An 18370-nucleotide genomic window follows, 5' to 3' on the forward strand; every position below is an offset into this window, starting at 1 on the left:
CGCAAGCACACACGGGGCTTTTTGCGCGTTCGGCAGCTTAGAACGCCAGCGTGCCGGTCAGGTAGACGGTGCGGCCCATCTGGTCGGTGTAGCGCGGATCGTAGCCGACCTGGTGGCCCGACGAGGCGCGCAGCGACAGCGGCGGCTCACGGTCCAGCAGGTTCTTCACGCCCATGCGGATCGACGCGGTCTTGGTCAGCGCCAGCTTGCCCTGCCAGTCGATCGTCAGGTACGACGGCACCCACAGGCGGATGGCTTCGTCCTTGCCGCTGTCGACGTTGCGCACGGTCGCTTGCGCGTCGCGGTAGCCGTTGCGGTAGTTGGCGCTCAGCGTGTTGCTCAGCTTGCCGGTATCCAGCGTCAGCGCGGCGCGCACGATGTGGCGGAAGGCTACCTTGTTGTCGACGCCGAAGAAGTTCAGGTCGCTGGTCCAGTCGCCGTCGGTGCCCGGACGGGTGTAGTCCGACTTCATCAGGTAGGTGCCGTTCAGGTTGGCGGTCAGCTGACCGAACGAGAACTTATGGCGGCCCACCATGTCATAGTCGATACCCTGGTTGTGGGTCTTGCCGATGTTGATCGACAGGTTCTTCATCGCCCAGTAGGTGTTGCCGGTCGATGGCTCGGTGAAGGTGCTGAACAGGCTGCGGAACTTGGCCGGGTCGGCGAAGATCTGCTGCTCGCTGATCGACGACACGGCGTCGGTGATCTTCACGTCCCACAGGTCGGCGCCGAACGAGAACGACGGGCTAGGCTCGACGCGGAAGCCGATCGAGTACTGCTTGGAACGCTCGGGCTTGAGCTGCTCGTTACCGCCGGACAGCACGTTGTACTGCACATTGCCCGGACGGCACAGGTCGGTGCCCGGGAACGGGCAGGCGTAGCTGTTGGCGGTCACGCCGGCGCTGACCAGCGGCTGGCCGATCTCGAGCATGCTCGGCGCCTTGAAGCCGGTGCCGTAGGAGCCGCGGAACAGCAGGGTCTTGGCAGGCTGCCAGCGGGCCGACACCTTGTAGGTGCTGGCCGACTGGGTCTCGCCCATCTTGCGGTGCGCCAGCAGGTTGTCGACGCCGTCGATGCTGTCATAGCGGCCGGCCAGGGTCACTTCCAGCTCCTTGGTCACCGGCGCCAGCAGCTCGCCGAACACGCCGTACGAGGCGCGCTTCATGTCGTACGCGGCTGGCGCGCTCAGGTTGTAGACCATGCCGCTGGCCGCGGCGGCCGATGGGGTCTGCTGGTAGGCGTACTCGCGGTAGTCGGCGCCGACACCCAGGTTGGCGGCGCCGCCCGGCAGCGTGAACACTTCACGCGAACCGTGCGCGTCCACGCCCTTGAGCGTGGTCGACGCTTCGCGGATCGAACCATGGAAGATCGAGTTGGCGATCTGCGCCTTGGTGGCGTCGCTCTGGCTGCCGATCGGCGCGAACGGATTGAAGGCGTTGGTGGCCAACATGTCCTTGAATTCCTTGGTCATCGCGTAGCCGCCGACATAGCGCTCGTCGAGCTTGTTGCGCGACCAGGTCAGGCCGGTGCCGAAGCTCCAGCCGCCGATCTCGCCGTCCGCGCCGACCACCAGGTGCTGGGCGTCGGTGATGGTCTGGCTGTCGCGGGTGCCCCAGTCGTAGGTGCGGTAGCTGCCCGACACCTGCTTGACGTTGGCCGCCTGCTCAGGGGTCAGGTAAGGCAGCACGTAGGTGTTGTAGCGATCCGAACCCGGCGCGATGGTGAACGGCGCGATGTTCTGCGCGATGCGCGCGGTCAGGTCCAGGCGCGACAGCGCCATCTCGGCGAACACGGTGATGTCGTCGCTGGCCTTGTACTGGGCCTTGGTGAAGAAGCTGTCACGCTTGTTCTGCGGCGAGATTTCCACCGCCGGGGTCGAGTCGAACGAGCAGTTGCGGGTGTCGGCCGTGTTGTTCAGGCTCAGGTAGGTCTGCTTCGGGCAGCTGCCGTTCTGCGCCAGGTAAGGGCTGAAGCCGATCGGCGCCAGGCCCTTGTTGAAGGTCACGCCGACGTTGGCCGGCGCGGCCGCCGGGCTGGTGCGGTCGTAGATGTAGTTGTGGCCGTTGTAGTTGAACGGGATGTACGAGGTCGACGCGAACGAGCGGTCGGTGGCCTTGACCGGGCCCTGCTCGTCGTGGCGGTAGGTCGCCAGGATGTTGAAGCGGTCTTCCTGCAGGTCGCCGAAGCCGTAGGTCAGGTTGGTGTTGTACGACTGGCCTGGACGGCCGCTGGTCGGCTGCGACCAGGTGGCGTCGATGGTGCCGCCCTGGGCGTTCTTCTTCAGGATGAAGTTGATCACGCCGGCGATCGCGTCCGAACCGTACAGGGCGGAGGCGCCGTCGGTCAGGATCTCGACGCGCTCAACGGCGCTCATCGGAATGGAGTTCAGGTTGATGATGCTGCCCGAGCCGGTCGGCGCGATGCGGCGGCCATCCAGCAGGACCAGGGTGTAGCTCTCGCCGATGTTGTGGATCGAGGCGGACACGATGCCGCCCGAGTTCGAACCGGCCGCGGTGGCGGCGATGCTGAAGCCCTGCATCGCAGGCAGCGATTGGATCAGGTCGGCAACGGTGGTGGCGCCGGTCTTGGCGATTTGTTCTTGCGACAGGCGCTGCACTGGCAACGCGCCTTCGACGGCGATGCGCTTGATGCTCGAGCCGGTGATTTCAACTTTCTGGATAGCCTCGTCTGCAAAGGCCTGGCCAGCGATCAGTACTGTACCGGTCAGCACGCTCAGGGCGATACGCACGGAACGTACACCGATTTTTTCTTGCAATACCATTCAAACTCCCGATTAAAAACGTAAAAATCGAGAGCAATGCCATACCGCTGTGTTACGACTGCAAACCGAAGATGCACCGAAAGTCAGGGAGTCGAAGTGACCAACATTGCTCTTCGATAATAGAATTATCGGGCCTGACCGTACATTTTGATACATAGTTGAAGCAAAATTAGAACAAACCTCACAAGTTTGCCTTGCGAGGCTTATGACAGAATTAAATTTCAGTATTTATTCAATAATATATGGATAAAACGTAATATTTTGATATTTTCAGAACGATCAAATTTGCACTATCGTGGTGCGTTGTAATAAAACATCAATAAACGTCGCGCCGGTAGCGGCCGGCGGCGGCCAGCTGATCCAGCGCTTCGCGGCCCAGCGCGGCGGCCAGGGCGGTGTCGACGCCGGCCGCCATGCCGTCCAGGCTGCCGCACACATAGATGGCCGCGCCGGCCTCGACCCAGGCGCGCAGCACGTCCGCCTGCTCGGCCAGGCGGTGCTGCACGTAGCGGCGCTGCGGCTGGTCGCGCGAGTACACCAGGTCCAGTTTTTCCAGCTTGCCGTGCAGCTGCCACGTCGCCAGCTGGTCGCGGTAATGGGCGTCGTGCGCGGCGTTGCGTTCGCCGAACAGCAGCCAGTTGCGGGCCCGTCCGGACGCCGCGCGCGCCTTCAGGTGGCCGCGCAGGCCGGCGATGCCGCTGCCGTTGCCGATCAGGATCAGCGGCCGCTGCGCGTTGTCCTCCAGCCGGAAGCGGCGGTGCTGGCGCAGGCGCAGCTGGATGGTCTGGCCCAGGCCCGCCTGCTGCGTCAGCCAGCCGGAGGCGGCGCCGTGGCTGCCGTCCGCGTGCGTGTGCAGGCGCACCAGCAGGTGCACGCGGCCGTCGGCCGGGATCGAGGCGATCGAGTATTCGCGGGCGCGCTCGGGATCGGCGGGCGCGCAGACCTGCACCAGGTCGCCCGACTCCCAAGCCGGCAAGGCGCCGTCCAACGGCTCCAGCTCCAGATGGTAGAGTGGCGCGCCGGCGCTGCCCGGGTTGAGCAGCACGCGCTCGGCCAGGCGCCAGGCTGCGAAGGCTGGCGCGCTCCAGTCCGGCGCATCGCTGGTGCCGGCCAGATGGCTGAGCTGCTGGCGCCAGGCGCCGATGGCCCCGGCCGAGCTGCGGTCCACCTCGATGCGCGGGAACAGGCTGTGCGCGCCCTGCGCCTGCAGCCACTGGTCCAGCGCGCGGCCGAAGCCGCAGAACCGGGCGTAGGCGCGGTCGCCCAGCGCCAGCACGGCGTAGTGCAATTGCGGCAGCGCCAGGCCGTTGCTCATCAGGCGGCCGGCGAAGGCGGCGGCGGCGTCCGGCGCGTCGCCCTCGCCGTAGGTGCTGACCAGGAACAGGATGCGCTCGGCGCGTTGCAGGTCCGCCGCTTGCAGCTCGGACAACTCGCTCAGCTGCGCGGCGATGCCGGCCAGGCGCAGGGTCGCCAGCGTCTGGCCGGCCAGTTCCTCGGCGTTGCCGGTCTGGCTGGCGTAGGCGACGATCCAGCCGGGATGGGCGGCCGCCTCGGCCCTGGCGCGCAGCGCGGCCAGCCGCTTGCGGCGCGTGCGCAGGTAGGGCGCCAGGCAGACCAGCGCGTAGCTCAGCGTCAGGCCGGCCGCCAGCATCAGTCGGGTGGGGTCGTTGGTCCAGATCATTCGTCGAGCATGCTGCGTAAATGGGTACTCATGTGTTCGGTGAATCCGCCGTCCGCCCGGCGGACCACGAAACGGACGGCCAGGCCCTGCCGCTCGGCCAGTCGCAGGCCTTGCTCGCAACCGAGCACCGTCAGCGCGGTGGACCAGGCGTCGGCCGCCATGCATTGCGGATGCACCACGGTGACGGCAGCCAGGCCGTTGGCGATCGGCATGCCGTTGCGCGGGTCGATGGTGTGGGAATAGCGCCGTCCGTCCAGCTCGAAATAGCGGCGGTAGTCGCCCGAGGTCGCCACCGACAAGCCATGCAGCGCCAGCACCAGCTCGTCCGGCTGCGACGCGCCGGCGGCGCCCGCCTGCTCCAGCGCCACCCACCACGGCTGGCCGTCCGGCTTGACGCCGGCGCCGCGCAGCTCGCCGCCGACTTCGACCAGGCAGTGCGCGTAGCCCTGCGACGTCAGGAAGTACGCCAGCCGGTCCACGCCGTAGCCCTTGGCCACGGCCGACAGGTCCAGCTGCACCCCGCCCGGCTGCCAGGCGCGGCGGCCCTCGCGGTCGAGCAGCGCGGGCTGCAGGGCCAAGGCCGCGCCGATGTGCGCGGCCGACGGCGGCGCGAAATCCGGCTGCCCGAACCTGCCGTGCGGGCCGAAGCCCCACAGGTTGACCAGCGCGCCGGCGCACGGATCGCAGGCGCGGCCGGACTCGCGCGCCACCTCCAGCGCAAACGCCAGCACGTCGAAGAACGCCGGCGGCAGCTGCTGCCAGCTGCCCGCTGCGGCGCGGTTGAAACGGCCCAGGTCGGAATCGCTTTCCCAGTGGCTCATCTCGGCCACCACGGCGTCCAGCTGTTGCTGCAAGCCCTGCTGCAACTGGGCGCAGGTGTCGTCCGGCGCACACACCAGGCGCACCGACCAGCTGGTGCCCATGCTGCGGCCGCCGAAATCGCGGATCACGCCGCCGGCGGGCGCCGGGTCTTCGGACACAATATGAGGCAGCAGCACCCGGCGCATGGCAAGCCTACCGCGCCTTATTGCGGCAGGATTTCCACGGTCGCCGCGTAGCTGACGCGGCGCGGCGGCATCTGCGGCGGCTGGCCCGGCGACTGCGGCGCGGCGGCCGGCCAGGCGCTGCTGACCAGGTACATGCCCGCCGCCGGCAGCTCGAAGCTCGCCTCGCCGTTGGCGTCGGTGCTCTTGCGCAGCTCGCCCAGCGTGCCGCGATAGCGCACGCCGCCCGGAATCAGGCTGAAGCCCTGGTTGGCGGCCGGCTTGCCGTCCAGCAGGAAGCGCCAGGTGGCCTTCTCGCCCGCGCGCATATCGTTCGGGTGCGTCACCGGCACCAGCTCCAGGCCCACGCCGCTCGGCTTGAACACCGCCATGTCCGGCGTGCCGGCGGACACGAAGGTCTCCAGCCGGCTCTGGATGCGCGTCAGCTTGACGTCGGTGGCGTCGGCCGGCACGTCCCTGGCCAGCGCTTCCTCGCTGCCGCGGAAGCGCTTCATCTCGCCCTCCTTGCTCTTGTAGCTGCCCATCACGCTCTGCGACACCAGCGCGATGCGGTAGGTGCCCGGCTTGGGCAGCTTGAGGTCGAAGGTGTTGCGCAGCTTGCCGTTGTTGACGTTTTCCATGTCCAGCTTGCCGCCGTCCGGGCCGGTGATGACGATGCCGTCCAGCTTGAGCGGCTGGTGGTCGATATCGAACAAGCCTTCGGAAATGGCGGCGTCCACCGTCACCCAGGCTTCCTTGCCTTCGACGAGGGTGGACGATGGCAGCAGCCACGGCTTGTGCGCCTGCGCGCTCAGCGACAGGCCGGCCAGCGCCAACGCGATAAACGATTTATACAGTTTCATGGCCGGGCCTTAAGGTTTGAGTTGAACCACCACGGCGCCCAGCTCTTCCTTGCCCTGGCCGCTCACATTCTGCGCCGACTTCGGCGGCCATTGCAGCGGCACCTTGACCGCCTCGCGGCCGCCCGCCTCGCGCGCCGCCTCCACCACCAGCGTGTACTGGCCGGCCGGCAGCTTGTCCAGCGCGGCCTTGGCGCCCGGGAAGCTCAGCGACTGTTCGCCCGGCGCCCTGGTCGCGCCGCTCACGCCGTCCATCGGCATCGCCAGGTCGCGGCCGCTCTTGCGCCACCACTGGCGGACATCCTTCAACCACTTGGTGCCGGCGTTGTCCTTCTTCTTGACGTCGTACAACACGGCCAGGTTGGCCACCACTTTCTGGTCGGCGTTTTCCAGCCACGCGGCGATATAGGGGCGGTGATATTCGGCCACGTTCAGCTGCGGCAGTTCGAGCTTGAGCGCGAGCTCGGCGCCCATGGCCGTGGCGCTGGCCAGCGGCAGGCTGAGGGCGATGGAATAGCGTAGTTTCATGGAGGACCTGTCGTGAGATTAATGGATGAACAGCAGTGCGATAACAAACGGAATCAGGACGCCCAGGCCCACCATCGGCCAGGTGAACGGCCGGTTGGCCGCGTGGAATTTCAGGATCAGCAGGCCGGTGATGCAGAACACCAGGCAGGCGCCGGCGAAGATGTCGATGAACCAGTTCCAGGCCGTGCCGGTGTTGCGGCCCTTGTGCACGTCGTTGAGCCAGGAGATCCAGCCGCGGTCGGTGTTTTCGTATTCGGCCGCGCCATCCTCCAGCGCGATGCGCACCCAGGCGTCGCCGCCGGCCTTGGGCAGCGGCAGGTAGACCTCGTCGACGGCCCATTCGGCCACGCGGCCGCCGGCCTGCAGCTTCCAGGTGTCGCGCAGCCATTGCTCGGCGGCGGCCGGCAGCGGCTCCCTGGCGCCGTCGTGTTCGGCGGCGTAGGCGCGCAGCTGCGCCGTCAGCGCGGCCGGCGCGCTGGCCTGCTGGCGCACCACGGCCGGCTTGGCCTCGATCTGCGACGAGTGGTTCAGCGTGATGCCGGTGATGGCGAACAAAAACATGCCCATCAAGCACATCGCCGAACTGACCCAGTGCCATTGGTGCAGATGCTTGAGCCAAACGGCACGGCTGGCGTTGCGGGCGGAGGCTGCGGCTTGGGCGCTCAAGGGCTGTCCTTCTTCATTGGAATAAACGCAGATGATAATGATTATCATTTGCGAAGTCAATCGCCATCATGTATCGCAAATGTAAAACTACGTGAAGTCACGCACGGTGCGCCCGCCCGCGGACGGCTAAGGTGGGGTGACCGTCCATACTCATCACGGAGGTGCATCATGCCGCTCTACAATCAGGAACAGATCCACGCCCTCGCCGCCCGGATCAAGGATGTGCCGGTGGGCATGTTCACCACGACCGACGACCAGAACGTGCTCACCTGCCGTCCGCTGCCCACGCAGCAGATCGACAACGAAGGCAACCTCTGGTTCTTCACCTCGGACGACGTCGACTTCAGCGCCGCCCTGCAACAACATCCCGGCGTCAGCATCAGTTTTGCCAACCCGAAGGAGAACCTGTACCTGTCGGTGTCCGGCCAGGCCTGCATCGTGAAGGACCGCGCCAAGGCGCGCGAGCTGTGGCACCCGATGGTGCGCGGCTGGTTTCCCGGCGGGCTGGACGATCCGCACCTGGCGCTGATACGGGTGCGCGTGCAGACCGCCGAGTATTGGGATGCCGGCGCCGGCAAGATGAAGCAGCTGCTGCAGCTGGCCCGCTCCGCCATCAGCGGCAGGACGCCGCAGCCGATGGGACAGCACACCACCATCTGCCTGTGACCGCCGCGCGCGAAAAAACCGCCGGCACTGGACGCGCTGCGTAACGCGTTCAGTGCCGGCGGGTCATTTAACGCTCAGCGTTCAGGACTTGGAAGCGGAACCGCCCGACGATCCCGAACGGCTGGAACCGCTGCGGCCGCTCTTGCTGTTCTCGTCCTCGTCCTGCTTGCCGCCGCTCTGCGATGCGCTGCCGGGCGAACTGCTCTGGCTGCTGCGGGCATCGTTCTTGTGGCTCATGCTGCCGGCCCGGCGCGCTTCTTCGGAAGTGAATTCGTGCGCCGTGCCTTTCTCGTGGGCGGCGCGGCCGCCTTCGGCCGCGATCTCACGCTGCTGCGCCGGATCCATGGAAGCGAAGCCGCGTTTGCTGGTGTCCTTCTGCTGGCTGCCGGACTTGTCGCCCTGCTTGCCGCCCTGATCGTGGTCCTGGTTGGAAGTCGCCATGATAGCCTCCTGTTGAACTTGACTGTTGCCAGATCCTGCTTGCTGCGCAGGAGCAGTCATCGTAGTTCACGACCCAACCACACAATGTAGGACGCATGCAGACAACGACGTAGGACCATTCCGCGTACCGGCAGCACGGCCAAGCGAATGTCCCTCGCAACGGCCGGCTCAGACCGGATCGATCAGTTCCGCCATGAAGCCGATGTTGTCGTTCACCTCCTGATTGATGATGACGTGTTCCTCGCCCACCATCAGCATCGCCTCGATTTCCGGCGACAGCCTTGGCGGCCCGTATGGCACTGCGTTTTCTCCCCTGGACGATGTTCTCGATTTCCCCTGACGCGGTAGGACGGCGTTCTTTTTTCTGGTCGGCATAGGTAATCCATTTTCGATGGTCAACAAACGCGCGCGGCGGGCCCGCCGCGACGCACTGCCCTCCAGCGTATCGCGAGCTGCGCGCGCACGCCATCGGAGACTGCCTAGAACGAGCGTAGGAGTGTCACCGAAAACGACTAGGAATCGCTAGGAGTTCAGTCCCTTCATGCCCTCCAGCGGATAGCGTTCGCCGGCGGCCATGCCGGGCGGCAGCGCCGAACCGATGCGCGCCAGTTCCTCGCCGCTCAGCTCCACGCGCAGCGCGCCCAGGTTCTCCAGCAGGTAGGTGATGCGCTTGGTGCCGGGAATCGCCACGATGTCAACGCCGTGCGCCTCGCCCTGCGCCAGCAGCCACGCCAGCGCCAGCTGGGCCGGCGTGCAGCCCTTGGCGGCGGCGATCTCGCGCACGATGTCGACGATGCGCTGGTTGGCCGCCATATTGTCTTCCGCGAAGCGCGGGCTGAACTTGCGGAAGTCGCCCTCCTCCAGCGGCATCACCTTGCCGGTCAGGAAGCCGCGCCCCAGCGGGCTGTAGGCGCAGAAGGCGGCGCCCACATCGCGGCAGGCCTGCAACACGCCGTCTTCCGGGTCGCGCGTCCACAGCGAGTATTCGCTCTGCACGGCGGCCACCGGATGCACGGCGGCGGCGCGCCGCAGGGTGGCGGGCGACACCTCGCACAGGCCGATGCCGCCGATCTTGCCCTCGCGCACCAGTTGCGCCAGCGCCTCCATCGACTCTTCCAGCGGCGTCTCCGCCAGGTTCAAACGATGCATATAGTATAAATCGATATGCTCGACACCCAGCCGGCGCAGCGAGGCCTCGCAGGCCTCGCGGATGTAGGCCGGCGAGTTGTCGATGCGGCGCTCGTAGTTGCCGGGCTTGCGCACCAGGCCGAACTTGGTGGCCAGCGTCAGCCGCTCGCGCTTGCCGCGCAGGAAGCGGCCCAGCAGCTCCTCGTTGTGGCCGGCGCCGTAGGAATCGGCCGTGTCGTACAGCGTGACGCCGGCCTCGTAGGCGGCCTCCAGCGTGGCCAGCGATTGCGTGTCGTCGGTGCTGCCGTAGAACTCCGACATGCCCATGCAGCCCAGACCGATCCCCGATAATGCCGATAATTTCTTCATGCAGACCTCCGTTGTTGGTTGATGGCGCCGAGTCTAGCCAGCGCGGGCGGCGTGCGGAATGTGCAAAATCGTGATACCTTTTCAGTATCATGAGAAAACTCGATACGCACGCTTTACAGATGTTTGTCGCCGTGGCCCAGTGCCTGAACTTCCGCCAGGCCGCCGAACAGCTGCACATGACGCAGCCGCCCCTGAGCCGCGCCGTGCGCCAGCTGGAGGATCGCCTGGGCGCCAAGCTGTTCGAGCGCGACACCCAGCATGTGGCGCTGACGCCGGCCGCCACCGAGCTGCTGCCGCGCGCGCTGCGCATCCTGGCGCTGCTGGACGAGGCCGAGCAGGCGCTGCAAGTGCCGCAGCCGGCCCTGCGCCTGCGGCTGGGCATGACCTCGTCGATGGAGTCCGACCTGTACCGCGCCTTCACCGACGGCATCTCGGCCGAGCTCGGCGACGGCCGGGCGGGCGCGCTGGAGACCTTGTTCGACGCCTCGCCGCGCCTGGTCGCCCGCCTGCGCGCGCGGCGGCTGGACGCGGCCATCATCGCGCTGCCGACCAAGACCTTCGACCTGCCGGTGCAGCAACTGGGCAAGCAGCCGACGCTGGTGGCGCTGTCGAGCCGCCATCCGCTGGCCAGGCGCCGCAGCCTGTCGCTGGCCGACCTGCAGGACCAGCCGGTGTACTGGTTCGAACGGGCGCGCCAGCCGGCCTTCTTCGACCACAGCCACGCCGTGTTCCGCCGCCACGGCTTCGCGCCGCGCTTCCTGCTGGAGCCGCACGACCACCACGTGCTGCTCAGCGACGTGGCGGCCGGCAAGGGCATGGCGCTGCTGCCGGCCTCGTTCGCGGCGATCAGCCGGACGGGCGTGGCCTACCGCAAGCTCAAGGAGGGCGACGAGCTGGCCGCCGGCCTGGGCCTGATCGTGGCCGAGGGCCACCCCGCCGAGGCCCTGCTGCGGCGCCTGGCGGCCCAGACCTTGGCATGAAGCGCTGCGGCCGGGCGCGGAAACGGCTACCATACCGTCCTGGCAAATTTTTTTGATGGAACACCACCATGACTTTCACCCTCAACGACACCGCCTACGGCACCGACACTCCCGAAGCCAAGCGCGCCATGTTCGACGACCTGCGCTCGCAGTTGACCGGCCTGGTGCACGGCGAAACCGACCTGATCGCCAACACCGCCAACTTCAGCTCGCTGGTCTTCAACAGCATGCCGGGCCTGAACTGGGCCGGCTTCTACTTCCTCAAGGGCGAGGAGCTGGTGCTGGGGCCGTTCCAGGGCAAGCCGGCCTGCATCCGCATCAAGAAGGGGCGCGGCGTGTGCGGCACCACCGTGGTCGAAGGCAAGTCCATCGTCGTGCCTGACGTGCACGCCTTCCCCGGCCACATCGCCTGCGACGTCAACTCGCGCTCCGAGCTGGTGGTGCCGGTGCGCGGCGCCGGCGGCGCGATCGTCGGCGTGTTCGATCTCGACAGCCCGCTGCCGAACCGCTTCGACCAGACCGACGCCGACGGCATCGAGGCCCTGGTCCAGATCCTCGAAGCCACGCTGGCCTGAGCGGCGGATCTGCGCCCCCCCCTCGGAGACCGCCATGACCAAGCAAGTGATCACCCTCGAGGCCGCCGACGGCTATCCCGTGGTCGCCACGCTCTACCCGGCCGCCGGCGCCGCGCACGCCCACCTGATCGTGGCCAGCGCCACCGGCGTGCCGCAGGGCTACTACCGCCGCTTCGCCGAGTTCGCCGCCGCGCGCGGCTACCGCGTGCTGACGCTGGACTACCGCGGCATCGGCCTGTCGCGCCCGGCCACGCTCAAGGGCTTCGAGGTGGACTTCCTGGACTGGGGCCGGCTCGACCTGGCCGCCGCCGTCGAGCACATGGACAGCCCCGGGCTGCCGCTGCTGCTGGTGGGCCACTCCTACGGCGGCCACGCGCTGGGGCTGCTGCCCAACCAGCACAAGATCGCGGCCTGCTACCTGTTCGGCGTCAGCGCCGGCTGGCACGGCTGGATGCCGCCGCTGGAACGGGCCAAGGTCTGGCTCACCTGGAACCTGTTCGGCCCGCTGCTGACGCGCTGGAAGGGCTATCTGGCCTGGAGCAAGCTGGGCATGGGCGAGGACCTGCCGCTGAGCGTCTACCGCCAGTGGAAGCGCTGGTGCCGCTACCCGCACTACTTCTTCGACGATCCCACCATGAACGGCATCCGCGCCAGCTACGACCGGGTGCGCATGCCGGTGCTGGCGGCCAACTCGGTGGACGACCTGTGGGCCGGGCCGGCCTCGCGCGACGCCTTCATGGCCGGCTACCGCAACGCCGACGTCGCCACCGTCACCATCGACCCGGCGCGGGCCGGCTTCGGCGCCATCGGCCACATGGGCTACTTCAAGGCCCAGGCGCAGCCGCTGTGGGAGGATGCGCTGGACTGGTTTCAGACCGAGCTGAGCTCCGCCACGAAGTCGTAGGCGTCGCCGCGGAAGTAGGAGCGGCAAAACTCCACCACCCGGCCGTCGGCCAGAAAGCCCAGCCGTTCGACCGCCAGGCCGGCGTCGGCCTCGCTGGCGTCCAGCAGGCGCGCCTGCTCGGCGTTGAGCAGCAGCGCCGACAAGCGCTGCAGGGCCCGCACCGGCCGGTTGCCGCAGCGGTTCAGCGCCTCGTACATCGACTGGTCCACCGACTCCGGCGACGGCAGGCAGCTGCCCGGCACGGCCGCGTACTCCACGCACATCGGCGTGCCGTCGGCGTAGCGGACGCGGTGGAAGCGGTACACCGCCTCGCCCGGACTCAGGCGCAGCCGCACCGCCTCCTCGCAGGTGGCGACGCCGGCGCCGCGGTGCAGCCAGGTGCTGCCGGGCTGGCGCCCGCGCGCGCGCATGTCCTCGGAAAACGAACTGAGCTTGGAAAAATTCTGCTCGATGCGGCTGTGGTTGATGAAGTTGCCCGAGCCGGGACGGCGCACCAGCAAGCCCTCCGCCACCAGCCCGTCGAGCGCCTTGCGCACCGTCAGCCGCGACACGTTCAGCTCGCTGGCCAGCTTGCGCTCGGGCGGCAGCGCGTCGTCCGGCAGCAGCACGCGCTGGGCGATGGCCTCGCGCAGGGCGCGCTGCAACTGGTGATACAGCGGCAGGCTGCTGCTCTCTCCCAGCACCTTCACGATGTTGGTTAACGTCATCATACGATACCCTCCGCCATCAACATAGTACCAATTAAGTACCAAAATCTACGTTAAATCTTGATGTATTTTCAATATTTCGCACCAAACAGGTGAATATTAAGCGATTTTTTGTCTAAAAAACACCACATGCGCTAATTTTTTTACAACTGGTAGCGCTCTGGTATCATTGTTTACAGTATATTGGCATCGAACTGGTTTTGTTGTTTGGTTTGCAAGGGGGAATCTTGCGAGAGATTCATCATCACAAGAAGTGAACAGGGTCCGTACGGGCCATACCGGAGATTTGCAATGACGTTTCAACAGCACGCAGCACGCAGCACAGCGGCCCGCACCGGCCTGACCCCGATCGCCGCGGCGGTCGGCATGATGATCGCCTTCGCCACGCCGGCGATCGCGCAGACCACCCAGCCCGGCGACGCACCGGCCGTGGTGACCGTTTCGGGCGTACGCGCCGCCCTGGAGCAATCGCTCAAGCAAAAACGCAACGCCGATTCCGTGGTCGAGGTGGTGACCGCCGAAGACATCGGCAAGATGCCCGACAAGAACGTGGCCGACGCCATCCAGCGCCTGCCCGGCGTGAACATCCAGTCGTCGGCCGGCGGCGAAGGCGGCTTCGGCGAGAACGACCGCGTCAGCCTGCGCGGCACCAGCCCGTCCCTGCAGCAAACCCTGTTCAACGGCCACGCCATCAGCACCGGCGACTGGTTCGTGCTGAACCAGTTCGGCGGCAACGTCGGCCGCTCCAGCAGCTTCTCGCTGCTGCCTTCCGAGCTGGTCAGCTCGATCGTGGTGCACAAGTCGCAGACCGCCGACCTGGTCGAGGGCGGCGTGTCCGGCGCCATCGACGTCATCACCCGCCGTCCGCTGGACTTCAAGAAGTCGCTGACGCTGGAAGGCTCGGTGCAGGCCGTGTACAACGACTTGTCCGGCAAGACCGAGCCGCAGTTCTCCGGCCTGTTCGCCTGGAAAAACGAGACCAACACCGCCGGCGTGCTGGTGCAGGCCTTCTCCGAGAAAACCAGCGTGCGCCGCGACGGCCAGGAAGTGCTGGGCTACGCCAAGGTGGCCGCCGACAGCGCGGCCGCCAAGGCCAATCCGGCGCTGGCCGGCCTGAACGTGCCGACCTTCATCGGCGCCTCGCTGTTCGAGCAGAAGAAGAAACGTGAAGGCGGTTCCTTCGACGTCGAGGTCAAGCCGTCGAAAGAGCTGACCTTGGACCTGAACGGCTTCTACTCCAAGCTCAGCGCGCCGCACCAGAACACCAACTGGCTGGCCGCGCCCGCCAACTCCTTCAACCGCGACAACCTGGTGCCGACCAATGTCAGCACCAGGGGCGGCACCATCACCGGCGCCACCTTCGCCAGCAACTCGGGCGAGGTCGACAACATCTACCGTCCGGACGCCGGCGGCGAAGCCTACTACGTCGACTTCAACTTCCGCTACCGCGCCACCCAGGACCTGACCTTCAGCGGCAAGGCCGGCCTGACCCACGGCGAGGGCTGGGACCACGGCGACGTCTACTACCAGAACAACGTCAACGGCGGCATGAGCTACCAGTTGAACGGCCTGAGCCCGGCCAACGTCTCCTACCCCGGCGGCGTCACCACCAAGCCCGGCAGCACCGCCTGGGCCGGCGGCGGCGAGGCGCAGTCGATCGACAAGGAGCACTACGCCCAGCTGGACGGCGACCTGCGCATCAGCGAAGGCGTGTTCGACTCTGTCAAGTTCGGCGTGCGCTTCACCGACCACAAGCGCAGTGCCGAGCATCCGCTGGAAACCCGTCCGGGTCCGCTGGGCTTCAGCAATCCCGGCCCGGCCTGGAACGGCGAGCAGTATCCGAGCGACTTCGCCTCCAACCTGGGCGGCAATCTGTCGTCGGCCTACTTCCGCTACAGCGGTGCGGCGCTGGGCGCCTGGGGCGCGGTGCCGGGCAACCGCCTGCTGGACTTCGTGTTGCGCCACAACTGGACCGATGAATTCAAGGTCAACGAGAAAACCACCGCGCTGTACGGCATGGCCAACCTGACCGGCGACAGCTGGAGCGGCAATGTCGGCGTGCGCGGCGTGCGCACCCAGCAGACGTCCATCGTCAACCTGGCCGGCGGCTCCAACCCGATCACCGGCTCGGCCTTCGGCCCCTACACCCCGACCCCGTTCGAGCGCACCTACAACGACGTGCTGCCGAGCGCGAACATCAAGTACGACGTCAACAAGGACCTGGTGGTGCGCGGCGCGCTGGCGCGGGCGATGTCGCGTCCCGACTACAGCGCGTTGGGCGGCTCGGTGTCGCTGAACGACGACGCGCTCAGCGGCAGCGGCGGCAACGCCAAGCTCGACCCGATCCGCTCCAACAACGCGGAGGTGAGCGCCGAGTGGTACTTCGCGCCGAAGTCCTCGCTGTCGGCCGGCCTGTTCTACATGGACCTGGTGTCGGTGGTGGCGCAGGGCACCACCACCGGCACCTTCTTCAACAACAAGCAGAACAAGCCGACCGTGTACCAGATCACGTCGCCGTTCAACACCAGCGGCAAGAACAAGGGCGTGGAGCTGAGCTACCAGCAGCCGCTGTTCAGCAGCTTCGGCGTGCTGGCCAACTACACCTACGCGGACGGCAAGCTGGACGACGGCAGCGAGCTGCTGAACTCCTCGAAGAGCACCTACAACATCACCGGCTTCTACGAGGACGCCAAGTTCAGCGCGCGCCTGGCCTACAACTACCGCTCCAGCTACAAGGCCGGCGTGGACCGCGGCGCCAGCCAGCACGTGAAGGGCGCGGGCAACCTGGCCGCCTCGTTGAACTACAAGATCAACGAGCAGCTGTCGATCACCTTCGATGCGCTAAACCTGAGCAACACCACCATCAAGATGTACGCGGAGACGCCCGACCAGCCGCGCGCGTTTTACTCGAACGGCCGCACTTTCTACCTGGGCCTGCGCGCCAAGCTGTAAGGCGTAGTGTGTAAAGAGGTAGTGATACCAAGGTTGGCTGGCCCTTAACTCCCGTGGGGGCCAGCTTTTTTTATTGGGCGGCCGCGCGCGCCAGCAGCAGCGTGCGCTCGCGCTCGTTCTGCGTCAGCTGCGCGGCCCGCTCGAATTCACGCCGCGCCTCGTCGCGCCGTCCCAGCTTGGACAGGAAATCGCCGCGCACGCTCGGCAGCAGATGGTAGTGCCTCAGCGCCGCCACATCCATCAAGCCGTCCACCACCTCCAGCCCGGCCTCCGGCCCGAAGGCCATGGCCAGCGCCACCGCGCGGTTCAACTCCACCACCGGCGACGGCGTCAGCTGCGCCAGCGCGTCGTACAGCGCGGCGATGCGCTGCCAGTCGGTGTCGGCCGCGAGCCTGGCGCGCGCGTGGCAAGCCGCGATGGCCGCCTGCACGCCATACGAACCCAGTCCGCGCCCGGTGCGCTCGGCGCGCGCCAGCGCCGCCAGGCCGCGCCGTATCAGCAGCTGGTCCCAGCGCGAACGGTCCTGCTCCAGCAAGAGGATGGGCTCGCCCTTGGGGCCGACCCGGGCGCGCGCGCGCGAGGACTGGATCTCCATCAGCGCCACCAGGCCGTGCACCTCCGGCTCGTCCGGCGCCAGCTCGGCCAGGATGCGGCCCAGCCGCAGCGCCTCCTCGCACAGGGCCGGGCGCATCCAGTCGGCGCCGGCGCTGGCGGAATAGCCTTCGTTGTAGATCAGGTAGACCACCTGCAGCACCGACGCCAGCCGCTCCACCAGCTCGTGCGCGCGCGGCGCCTCGAACGGCACCTTGGCCTCGGCCAGCGTGCGCTTGGCGCGCACGATGCGCTGCGCCACCGTCGCCTCCGGCACCAGGAAGGCGCGGGCGATTTCCTCGGTGCTCAAGCCGCCCAGCATGCGCAGCGTCAGCGCCACCCGGCCGTCGGTCGGCAGCACCGGATGGCAGGCCACGAACACCAGCCGCAACAGGTCGTCGCCAATGTCGTTTTCCAGCGCGTCGGCCACCGCCGCGTCCAGGTTGGGCGCGGCGTCCTGCAGCACGCCTTCGATTTCGTAGGTGAGCTCCGCTTCCTTTTCCTGGTGCAGCTGGCGGCGCCGCAGCAGGTCCAGCGCGCGGTTCCTGGCGACCGTGGTCAGCCACGCGGCCGGCTGATCCGGCACGCCGGCTTCGGGCCAGCGCTCCAGCGCCATCACCAGCGCGTCCTGCGCCAGCTCCTCGGCCTGGCCGACGTCGCGCAGCATGCGCGCCAGCACGGCGATGATCTTGGCGGACTCCATCCGCCATACCGCTTCGACGATCTTGTGGACGTCAGCCGCCACGGGCTTTTTTCCTGAACGCTTCGCGCAGGCCGGCCTCAAGCAGTTCGGCGCGCAGGCGCTCCTCGGCTGCGCGCATCTCGGGCGTAAATTCCTGGTGGGCGATGCGCTCGCAGGCTTCGCGTATCTCCAGCGTCAGGTCGCCCGGCATGGGATAGGGATAGGCCTTGGCCCAGGCGATGGCGTCGTCGAGCGAGGCCGCCTGCAGCATCCAGTAGCCGGCGATCAGTTCCTTGACTTCGGTGAACGGGCCGTCCACCACCGATGTCTTGGAATTGGCGAAGTGGACGCGGGTGGCGGAGGCGCTGGCCTTCAGACCCTCGCCCGCCAGCAGCACGCCCTGCTGCACGCCGGCCTCGTTGCAGGCGTTCATCACGTCGATGACTTCCGGCGGCGGCACCGCGTTGGCCTCGGTGTCGCCATCGGAACGGATGAAGACCACGTAGCGCGTCAGCGCCTCGTCGCGGCGCGGGATGGTGCCCGCCGCCGTGCCACGCTCGTCGAAGCCGACGCAGTTGCCGGGGCAGCCGGCGTCGCGGATTTCATACACGGCGCCGCTGTCGAACAGCGGCCACCAGCGCACCTGCTCGATGGCGTCCTCCTTCGACGCGGCCTCGATCAGGGTGAAGCCGGCCACCAGCTCCCTGGGCGCGAATGGCCCATGCTGCAGGCTCCACACACCGTCGCGCCGCAGCAGGCGCACCGCCTCCGTGCTGGGCTTGAGAAAAGTTCCCGGCTCCAGCGCGGGCGGCTGTTGGCCGCGTTCGGTGCTCTGGTTGGCGCGGCGCAGTACCATGTATTCCATCGCTTACTCC

17 protein-coding genes are annotated in these 18370 nt (G+C 67.3%); 5 read left to right on the top strand and 12 right to left on the bottom strand.

Features of this window, described 5'->3' with window-relative positions; genetic code table 11:
- Positions 1 to 37: 37 nt before the first annotated feature.
- The 6 genes from AC07WS_RS05820 to AC07WS_RS05845 form a co-directional block, all read right to left on the bottom strand.
- Positions 38 to 2749: a TonB-dependent receptor gene (locus tag AC07WS_RS05820; protein WP_494728143.1), complete on the bottom strand. Its 2712-nt coding sequence runs from the start codon at positions 2747 to 2749 to the stop codon at positions 38 to 40.
- A 349-nt stretch (positions 2750 to 3098) separates the two neighbouring features.
- Entirely contained in the window at positions 3099 to 4463 is a 1365-nt protein-coding gene (locus AC07WS_RS05825) for a sulfite reductase subunit alpha (protein ID WP_494728144.1), read from the bottom strand.
- Positions 4460 to 5470, bottom strand: coding sequence for an FAD:protein FMN transferase (locus AC07WS_RS05830; RefSeq protein ID WP_494728145.1), 1011 nt, complete (start codon positions 5468 to 5470; stop codon positions 4460 to 4462). Before AC07WS_RS05830 ends, AC07WS_RS05825 begins: the two co-directional genes overlap by 4 nt.
- Positions 5471 to 5487: 17 nt before the next feature.
- The gene (locus AC07WS_RS05835; protein ID WP_494728146.1) at positions 5488 to 6309 is read right to left on the bottom strand and encodes a DUF4198 domain-containing protein; all 822 of its coding nucleotides are present in this window, start codon (positions 6307 to 6309) and stop codon (positions 5488 to 5490) included.
- 9 nt (positions 6310 to 6318) lie between these two features.
- Complete coding sequence (locus tag AC07WS_RS05840; RefSeq protein ID WP_494728147.1) at positions 6319 to 6834, bottom strand: DUF2271 domain-containing protein; 516 nt, start codon at positions 6832 to 6834, stop codon at positions 6319 to 6321.
- A gap of 18 nt (positions 6835 to 6852) precedes the next feature.
- The gene (locus AC07WS_RS05845; RefSeq protein ID WP_494728148.1) at positions 6853 to 7500 is read right to left on the bottom strand and encodes a PepSY-associated TM helix domain-containing protein; all 648 of its coding nucleotides are present in this window, start codon (positions 7498 to 7500) and stop codon (positions 6853 to 6855) included.
- 168 nt (positions 7501 to 7668) lie between these two features.
- On the opposite strand from AC07WS_RS05845, the gene AC07WS_RS05850 reads away from it, so the two are divergent.
- Positions 7669 to 8166, top strand: coding sequence for a pyridoxamine 5'-phosphate oxidase family protein (locus AC07WS_RS05850; protein WP_494728149.1), 498 nt, complete (start codon positions 7669 to 7671; stop codon positions 8164 to 8166).
- A gap of 81 nt (positions 8167 to 8247) precedes the next feature.
- Here the strand turns inward: AC07WS_RS05850 and AC07WS_RS05855 are convergent, their stop codons facing one another.
- The 3 genes from AC07WS_RS05855 to AC07WS_RS05865 form a co-directional block, all read right to left on the bottom strand.
- Positions 8248 to 8607, bottom strand: coding sequence for a KGG domain-containing protein (locus AC07WS_RS05855; RefSeq protein WP_494728150.1), 360 nt, complete (start codon positions 8605 to 8607; stop codon positions 8248 to 8250).
- A gap of 168 nt (positions 8608 to 8775) precedes the next feature.
- Positions 8776 to 8907 (bottom strand): hypothetical protein, encoded by a 132-nt coding sequence (locus AC07WS_RS05860; protein WP_494728151.1) that lies wholly within the window; start codon positions 8905 to 8907, stop codon positions 8776 to 8778.
- Between the two features lie 222 nt (positions 8908 to 9129).
- Positions 9130 to 10104 (bottom strand): aldo/keto reductase, encoded by a 975-nt coding sequence (locus AC07WS_RS05865; protein ID WP_494728152.1) that lies wholly within the window; start codon positions 10102 to 10104, stop codon positions 9130 to 9132.
- 89 nt (positions 10105 to 10193) lie between these two features.
- Between AC07WS_RS05865 and AC07WS_RS05870 the strand changes: the two genes are divergently transcribed.
- The 3 genes from AC07WS_RS05870 (at position 10194) to AC07WS_RS05880 (ending at position 12563) form a co-directional block, all read left to right on the top strand.
- Entirely contained in the window at positions 10194 to 11084 is an 891-nt protein-coding gene (locus AC07WS_RS05870; protein ID WP_494728153.1) for a LysR family transcriptional regulator, read from the top strand.
- Positions 11085 to 11152: 68 nt separating this feature from the next.
- Positions 11153 to 11659, top strand: a complete 507-nt coding sequence (locus AC07WS_RS05875) for a GAF domain-containing protein (protein ID WP_494728154.1) — start codon at positions 11153 to 11155, stop codon at positions 11657 to 11659.
- Between the two features lie 34 nt (positions 11660 to 11693).
- Positions 11694 to 12563, top strand: a complete 870-nt coding sequence (locus tag AC07WS_RS05880; protein WP_494728155.1) for an alpha/beta hydrolase family protein — start codon at positions 11694 to 11696, stop codon at positions 12561 to 12563.
- Here the strand turns inward: AC07WS_RS05880 and AC07WS_RS05885 are convergent.
- Entirely contained in the window at positions 12530 to 13273 is a 744-nt protein-coding gene (locus AC07WS_RS05885; protein ID WP_494728156.1) for a GntR family transcriptional regulator, read from the bottom strand. The two genes, AC07WS_RS05880 and AC07WS_RS05885, sit on opposite strands and share 34 nt — an antisense overlap.
- 288 nt (positions 13274 to 13561) lie before the next feature.
- Between AC07WS_RS05885 and AC07WS_RS05890 the strand changes: the two genes are divergently transcribed.
- Complete coding sequence (locus AC07WS_RS05890) at positions 13562 to 16222, top strand: TonB-dependent receptor (RefSeq protein WP_494728157.1); 2661 nt, start codon at positions 13562 to 13564, stop codon at positions 16220 to 16222.
- Between the two features lie 70 nt (positions 16223 to 16292).
- Here the strand turns inward: AC07WS_RS05890 and AC07WS_RS05895 are convergent, their stop codons facing one another.
- Positions 16293 to 17516, bottom strand: a complete 1224-nt coding sequence (locus AC07WS_RS05895) for an RNA polymerase sigma factor (protein WP_494728928.1) — start codon at positions 17514 to 17516, stop codon at positions 16293 to 16295.
- A 31-nt stretch (positions 17517 to 17547) separates the two neighbouring features.
- Positions 17548 to 18360, bottom strand: coding sequence for a YciI family protein (locus tag AC07WS_RS05900; RefSeq protein WP_494728158.1), 813 nt, complete (start codon positions 18358 to 18360; stop codon positions 17548 to 17550).
- Between the last annotated feature and the right edge of the window lie 10 nt (positions 18361 to 18370).

It is taken from the genome of Duganella sp. GW821-FHT01E12 (assembly GCF_059422325.1).